General features: G+C 37.5%; 5 protein-coding genes. 1 reads left to right on the top strand and 4 read right to left on the bottom strand.

The features are described from left to right. The coding region (uxuA, locus tag AC1DG9_RS19945; RefSeq protein ID WP_477635108.1) for a mannonate dehydratase at window positions 1-605 on the bottom strand (605 nt) is incomplete at its 3' end. A gap of 161 nt (window positions 606-766) precedes the next feature. Next, window positions 767-1,306 carry a 5' nucleotidase, NT5C type gene (locus AC1DG9_RS19950; RefSeq protein ID WP_337715170.1) on the bottom strand — a complete coding sequence of 180 codons (540 nt, stop codon included), beginning with the start codon at window positions 1,304-1,306 and terminating at the stop codon, window positions 767-769. Window positions 1,307-1,410: 104 nt separating this feature from the next. Here AC1DG9_RS19950 and AC1DG9_RS19955 point away from each other — a divergent pair, with 104 nt between their 5' ends. Next, window positions 1,411-2,160: a DeoR/GlpR family DNA-binding transcription regulator gene (locus AC1DG9_RS19955; RefSeq protein ID WP_172663799.1), complete on the top strand. Its 750-nt coding sequence runs from the start codon at window positions 1,411-1,413 to the stop codon at window positions 2,158-2,160. Here AC1DG9_RS19955 and AC1DG9_RS19960 read toward each other — a convergent pair. Beyond that, window positions 2,153-4,903, bottom strand: a complete 2,751-nt coding sequence (locus AC1DG9_RS19960) for a carboxypeptidase-like regulatory domain-containing protein (RefSeq protein ID WP_288882348.1) — start codon at window positions 4,901-4,903, stop codon at window positions 2,153-2,155. The two genes, AC1DG9_RS19955 and AC1DG9_RS19960, sit on opposite strands and share 8 nt — an antisense overlap. Before the next feature lie 95 nt (window positions 4,904-4,998). Beyond that, window positions 4,999-7,426 (bottom strand): carboxypeptidase-like regulatory domain-containing protein (locus AC1DG9_RS19965; RefSeq protein WP_477635109.1); only part of this gene is annotated, 2,428 nt, incomplete at its 5' end.

Here is a 7,426-nt window from a genome sequence, read left to right on the forward strand (position 1 = left end):
CCTTTATACTTATCTAAAGCATCCTGAAACTGTTTTAAGGTGAAACTCTCTTCACTTCCAGGCAAGCCTGCAATAATATTTCTTTGCAACACTAACCGTTCCTCGGCAGACATTTGCTCGAAACGCAATCTACCCTTTTCAAGTTCCTGATAGGTGTAATCATTAACTGCATCTGGCCTGTTCAGCATATATACATCAAATGCCACAAGTGCTGCTTTTTCGAACTTTAAAGCTTTAGCGCCATTTTCAAGTTCAAAGGCAAGGTTGGTTCTTGTCCAATCCAGCACAGGCATAAAATTGTAGGTAACAACCGATACACCACAAGAAGCCAGATTCTTTAAGGAAGTCTTATAATTGGATATATAATTTTCAAAGCCTTTATCCTGAGTTTTTATAGATTCATGAACGGGTACACTTTCTACAACATTCCACTCGAGACCAGCTGTTTCAATTAGATTTTTATGTTTTAAGATCTCTTCAACCGTCCAAATTTCTCCATTTGGAATATGATGAAGTGCACTAACAACTCCTGTGCAGCCAGCTTGTCTGATGTCTGATAAGCTTACCGGATCTTTAGGACCAAACCACCTCATGGTTTGTGTCATTCTGTGTATTTTACTGCCTTGGCTCATATTATATTTAGTTTCCTTATACCGTAATTTACTTTTGTAGTAATAGATGGTATAAAAACTAAATATATATGTTGTTTACAAGATTAAATGCATACTAAACCGCATTTATTATCGAAAACGTTTGCGTCCGGTTATTATGCTGGCACTTCTTCTTTCTCGAACAAGTCCATTACATCATTCCAGTTATCAACTCTTTGATGATGTGTTTTGTAAACATTATGTGCAGCGGTAAACATAATCGTTTTGCCCTTAAAATAATCAAGATTTTTGCAATGGTCATCTATCATGTAATCTGTATTAATAATACTTTTATCGCCACAAAAAACTATGTTTTCCCAACTAATAAATGGAAAATATTCTTGCAACCATTCTTGCTTTTCAGATAAACATTGAGGAAATTCCATTGCTGCTGAAACAACGTATACATCGTAAGTTTCCATGAGTTCTTTTACCGCCTCAATTGCTCCTGGCATTACAGGTATTGTCCTGAAAAATCCAGGCGTATAAACAAATCTTTTTACCGCTGTCTTATCAGGAAACCCTTCCGATTCAAGTACTCCCAACATGTCTTTACGATTTACTTTAACACCATAGTCTCTCTCATACCAGTTTATGAAATGGGTCTCTGTATCGGCGAGCACACCATCCATATCAATAGCTATTGTTTTTTTCATATTTTATTTATTTATATCTTGTAAGAAGTTGCAACAAAAATACAATGTTTTGCAACATATTGCAATTTAATTTTCTTAATATTGCATAATATTGCAAACAAATTATGATAAAGGCAGAAAGACTACAGCAGATAATAGATCACATCACTAAAGAAGGCAAAGTTCTTTTAGGAGATTTAAGTAAACTATTAAATGTTTCTGAAGACACGGTAAGAAGAGATATTAAGGAATTATCAGATGAAGGTTTGCTTAAAGCAGTTCGCGGAGGAGCAGTCTTGCACTCTCCTATTCCAAGACATTATAGAGAAAGAGAAAATTACGACGTTGGCCATAAAGAGATAATTGCGGCCAAAGCCCTAAAATTCATTAAGGATGGCCAGGTAATCATATTCGATGCCGGAACATCAGCTTTAGCTGTTGCAACCGGCTTACCTAAGGAAATTAACATAACCGTAGTAACCAATAATTTCCCTGTAGCCAATATCTTGGAAGACCACCCAAATGCAGAGGTGATTTTTGTAGGCGGACGATTAAATAAATCCTCCTTCTCTACAATGGGGCATGATGCCATACAAGCCATTAAAAATGTTCGTGCCGATATTTGCTTTCTGGGTATCTGCAGCATCGACCTAAACATTGGGGTTACAGGCTTAAATTATGAAGATAGTCAGATGAAGAAAGCGATGGTTGAAACATCTAAACATATTATTGCACTTTCAACATTTGAGAAATTGGATACAGCTGAAAATTACTACATCTGTGCAACAAATGAGTTAGATACCATCATCACAGATATAGATCCAAAGGAAGGCAAGCTACAACGATATAAGGATGCTGGTATTGAAATTATTTAACCTGATAACGATAAACCTGTCTTCCAAGTAAACCATCTGCGTTGATCCCTTCTACAGTTACGCGGTAAGTTCCTTTGTTATCTGAATTGAAATAACTGAGCCTGGCTTTACCTTCCTTATCAGTAACCGTTGCAGGGTTCCAATAGATAGTGCTTCTTAAATCTGCAAGGGAGTTGTTAACTTCGTTATTACCATATTTAGGTACATAGAAYTCCTTTACCGAAGCAAACCCTTTTGGAGCATAATAAACTACCGATGGATCATATTTTTGACGAAAATTACCACTTTTAGTATAAATTGCCATTACTGGCGGAGGCTTTAATCCAAACCTGCCACCAAGTAACCTCGCCCTCATCGCATAACTATCATATACGAAATATACCTTACTGATATTTGATCCATCCCCTAATAGCAGCTCCTGAAAATCACAACTTTCAAGAATCCATCCATCAATAGTTACAGCATAAACTCCATCCCCCGATAAGGTACGTGCTACCCACATAGGCCCACAGTCTTCCGACATGATCTGATCAAAACGCACACTTTTGTTGTTGTTCATTTTCTCCAAGCAGTCTTTAAATGTTCCGCAGTTTTGTCTGGAATCCGGTCTAAAAACCTGATCAGCCTGGTTTTCATGGATGGTATTACCAAATTTAGGCAACTTACTCGCCTGAATCCGAACTTCTTTCAAATGCTGGCCACGTCCAATTCTCCCATGTTTTTGCATGTCTAAATCTTGCTTTACACTATTTTCAATAGACGCCATAAGCGCCTTGGGAATATCGGAATTGATGTCACCAATATTAATATTAGGGGTGGCATCTTGTTCAACAAACTTATCAATTTGTATTTCTAATCTTTTACTATTTTTTGCTGTCCTACCCTGGATTGTAAAATCAATTCCTTCGGTAATAAGAAGATTGCTAAACTTAAATTTCCCTTTCCCGTCAGAAATAGTGTCTAAGACCAAGCCTAGCTTGTTATTAATTAGTGTAACCTTACCATCAGCGACCGGTTTATTGTTTAATGTCATTAACTTTCCGGTAATGTTTGTTACTAGCTTTTCAGCTTTATAGACCGGCGGCAATTGCTTGTTAGAAATCAGGTCTTTCCAGACAAACCTTCTATACCCTTGAGTAAGCATTAAAATATCAAGATTAGCTCTTGTTTCATCTGTTGGGTTATGAAAATAATAATTAGGTTTTTCTATATAACCTTTTATATCAGAGCTCAACAACAATTGAGAGAATATAGAGTTCTCGGTAGTTTCATCTGAAGGGACTACATCTTCATTAATCACTGACACTGAAAAATTCCCTACCAAAGGATTCCCCGCAGCATCTCGAGCATCCAATTCTATTTCTACTTTCTCTCTTAATGAGTATTCCTTTTTGGAACTGTTAACTTTTAAGTCCATATGATCATTCTTTTGTACAAAGACGATCCTTTCATTTAATGGATTCCCAGATTCAGAAAAGAGCGCAAATTGTAGAATACCAGATGGGAGTCCCTTCGAAGGAATTGGAATAGAAGTAACAGCCTTGTTTACATGAATATCAGCAGCATATTGAAGATCACCTTCGGATTGGGCAACTAAACTAACAACCTGATCTCCTTTTTTCAAAATGGAACTGCCTGCCCCTATCCTTACTAAAATGGTATCTCCCGTTGTATTATTATACACAGAAAGCGCATAACCTTCATTAACTGCATTAGGCAATTTTAACGTATTTACTGATCCGTCAGGATAAGTTATTTTTGCCTGATAGGTTTTGCCCTGTTCCGATTTCAAATTAAAATAACCCATACCCAAATGTTTCGTTTCCAACTTAGAAACCTCTTTATTTTCATTATCAATTATCACCCCTTGAACAGATACACCTAAACCATTAGCTCCAACCACTTTAACTCCAACCTTTGTCCATATATCGTTTACAAGATTTCCCCCCTCAGGAAAAAATTGAACATCTGTTTGCTGCGAAGCTCTTTTGATAGGAAATGATTTAGGGACATTTTCTCCATCAGCGATGGTAATCCTCGTCAAAATATAAGTGCTACCGGCCTTTTCTGATTTAGAACTTGGCAAGCTTACACTTAGTTCTCCCGACTCATTGGTTTTGCCACCGCCAGTAGCTATTGATTTATAACCTTCTTTTAATTCGTATCTAACGGCTTTATCTGCATACGGTTCTCCCTTTTGATCGGTATATTTTATCAATGCCGTTACTTTAGTTTGCTCCCCATCCTTAGCGTAGATGTAATCTATTTTTGCAAAAACAGTATTTGCTGCAGAGTTACCGACACTAAAGGTTCTGTCGTAAAAATATTCCGGTCCGGCATTACGCATCCATTGGGTATAGGCTCTTAAGCGATAATTCCCTTCTCGAATAGCGGTATCCGAGAGCACAATACTACCTTTAGCCATCCCCGCCATAAGCGGCAATTTAAGCGACTGAGCAATAGAATCACCTTCATTAATCAGCTCTACATAAACAGCCCCACTAAGTGCTGATAGCTGGTGTTTGCTACCAATAGTCACATACGTTTTAAACCATATCGTATCTCCAACAATATAATAAGGCTTATCAGTATGTAAGTAAACTTTTTCCTGAGGATTATTCTCTGCCCAACTTTGGAGAGAAGTTAAAAGCTTTTCAATAGGATCCTCTTCTCGGCCTGTAAAAGCCACCATGCCAATAAATGCTATTGAACAAAATAGGAAAATGGAGCGTTTCAATTTCATAGTTGTCTTAGTAAATGATTAAATACGTGCAATCAAATACAAAGACAACTATGACGTCTCCATTGAGGACACCCATTCAAGAAAAATAATGCTCATTATTTAACTTCGTATTTATAAACCTGCCTTCCTAGTAATCCATCTCCATTAATACCTTCAATAACTACGCGGTAAACACCTTTTGTATCTGCATTAAAAAAGCTAATCTTTCCTTTACCATTTGATCCGACTAAGACACCAGGATTCCAATACACCGTACTTCTTAGATCTGTTATACGACTGTTACTATCATAAACCGGAGCGTAAAATTCCTTTACAGGGTTAAAACCTCTTGGCGCATAACTTACTACTTCAGGAGTATATCCCGAACGCAATACTCCAATCCCTCTTTTCGTTGCTAAAAATAAGCTAGGTCCTCCGGTCATACTCATTATGGCAGCATTGGTACGAGCAACATCAACCCTATCAATATCTAATGGATCCAAATAAAACAGATCCTGAACCTCGCAATCATTAATTTCTCTACCATCAAGAAATACTTTCATCCTTTCATTTCTTGAAAACGGCATGGTAACTGGTCCGCAATCAGCTTCAGCCGATCTGAATTCAACATTGGTGACCGTAGCTCTTAACCACTCCAAAAGTGTCCCAAATGCCTGCACATTACTCGGCCTGTAAGTAAAATCTGCGTGTCCATCTAATACAAGATCATAGCCAAATAGCCTTTTACGCTTTTTTGCACTAATTATAACCTCATTAAGTTGTTGAGCCCGACCCATTTGTCCATTCCTCACCATTTCCGCATCTTGTTTTTTACTATTCTCAAGAGAAGCCATCAATGACTTACCCAGATCAGTATCAAGATCGCCAACATTCATATTTGGTGTTCTGTCCTGATCACGAATTTTATCAACCTTTATTTCTACGTTTTTGCCACCTTTTGCATTTCTGCCTTGCAAGGTGAAACTGATTTCATTAGTAATTAACAGATCACTAAATTTATAATACCCTTCAGCGTTGGTGACTGTATCAATTACCACCCCTAATTTATTATTTATCAATGTTATCTTTCCGCCGGCAATGGGTTTCTCTCCCAAACTCAATAACCTTCCTGTAACATTAGTGGTTAATTTCTCTGCTTTAAAAGCAGGCTGAAATGGCTTACCCGCGGTTATATCTTTCCATACAAACCTTCTGTAGCCCTGTGTAAGCATTAATAGGTCAAGATTTGATTTGGTTTCTTCAGTAGGGTTATTAAAATAATAGCTTGGTTTCTCTATGTAGCCCTTAATATCAGAGCTCAACAATATTTGAGAAAATATAGTATTTTCTTTAGCCTCATCAACTGGAACAGCATCTTCACTAACTACAGATACCGAAAAATTGCCCGAAATTGGAGCTCCATTTGCACTGGCGGCACTTACGTCTATTTCAACCTTTTCCTTTGCTGCATAAACTTTTTTAGCTGTCGATAATTTAACATCCATCTGATCATTGTTCTGGATAAAAATAATCCTCTCATTCATTGGATCTCCGGTCGAAGAAAACAACGTAAACTGGGTAATTCCAGATGGTAAATCTTTTGCCGGTATAGATAAAGATGTTTGTGCCTTACCTATCGGCATACTGCTTGCATAACTTACACTACCGCCCGATTGAGCAATCAAACTAACAGTTTGGCTGCCCTTTTCAAGTACAGAAGGATTTGCTATAATACGCACAAGAACAGTATCTGTTTCAGTATTATTATAAACAGAAAGAACATATCCACTTTCCAGAACAGGAGGCAACTTAACAGACTTTTCTGATCCATCAGGATAAGTCACTTTTGCCTGATAAAGTTTACCCTTTTCAGGCATTAATCTAAACTGTCCCATTCCAAGATGTGTTGCTTCAAATGTTTCTACTTCTTTGCCGTCATTATCAATTATAACTCCTTTAACCGGAACACCTAATCCATCAGTTCCCGTTGCCTTAAATGCAACCCTTGTACGAACACCACTTACTAAAGGACCACTTTCCGGAAAAAACTGAACATCAGTTTGTGTCGATATGCTTTTGATTGCAAACTCTTTTATCACAATTTCTTTCTCCCTGGTCTGAAGCTTGGCTGTTAGGTGCTTATCTTGTAATTTACCAGATTTACCACCTTGTAATTTTATTTTTAGCTGCCCATAATTATCGGTTTCTTTATTGCCGCTAAACACCTTTTCATAGCCATTTTCTAAAAGTGCATAATCAACCTTCCTGTTACTTAAGGCTTCCCCTTTATCATTTGAATAGGTTAACACAGCAGTTACAACATCTTTCGAGCCATCTTTGCTATATTCATAATTGATTTTACAGAAAACAGTATTTGCAACCGAATTACCAACTCTGAGTATCTTATCATAAAAAAACGCGGGATCCGAATTACGCATCCATTGTGTATAGGCTCTTATCCGATAATTGCCGTCACGTGAGCTGCTGTCAGGCAATACAAAACTCCCTTTGGTCATTCCGGCAATAAGTGGTAGCTTTAATGAT

Source organism: Pedobacter sp. 05L430 (genome assembly GCF_056397585.1).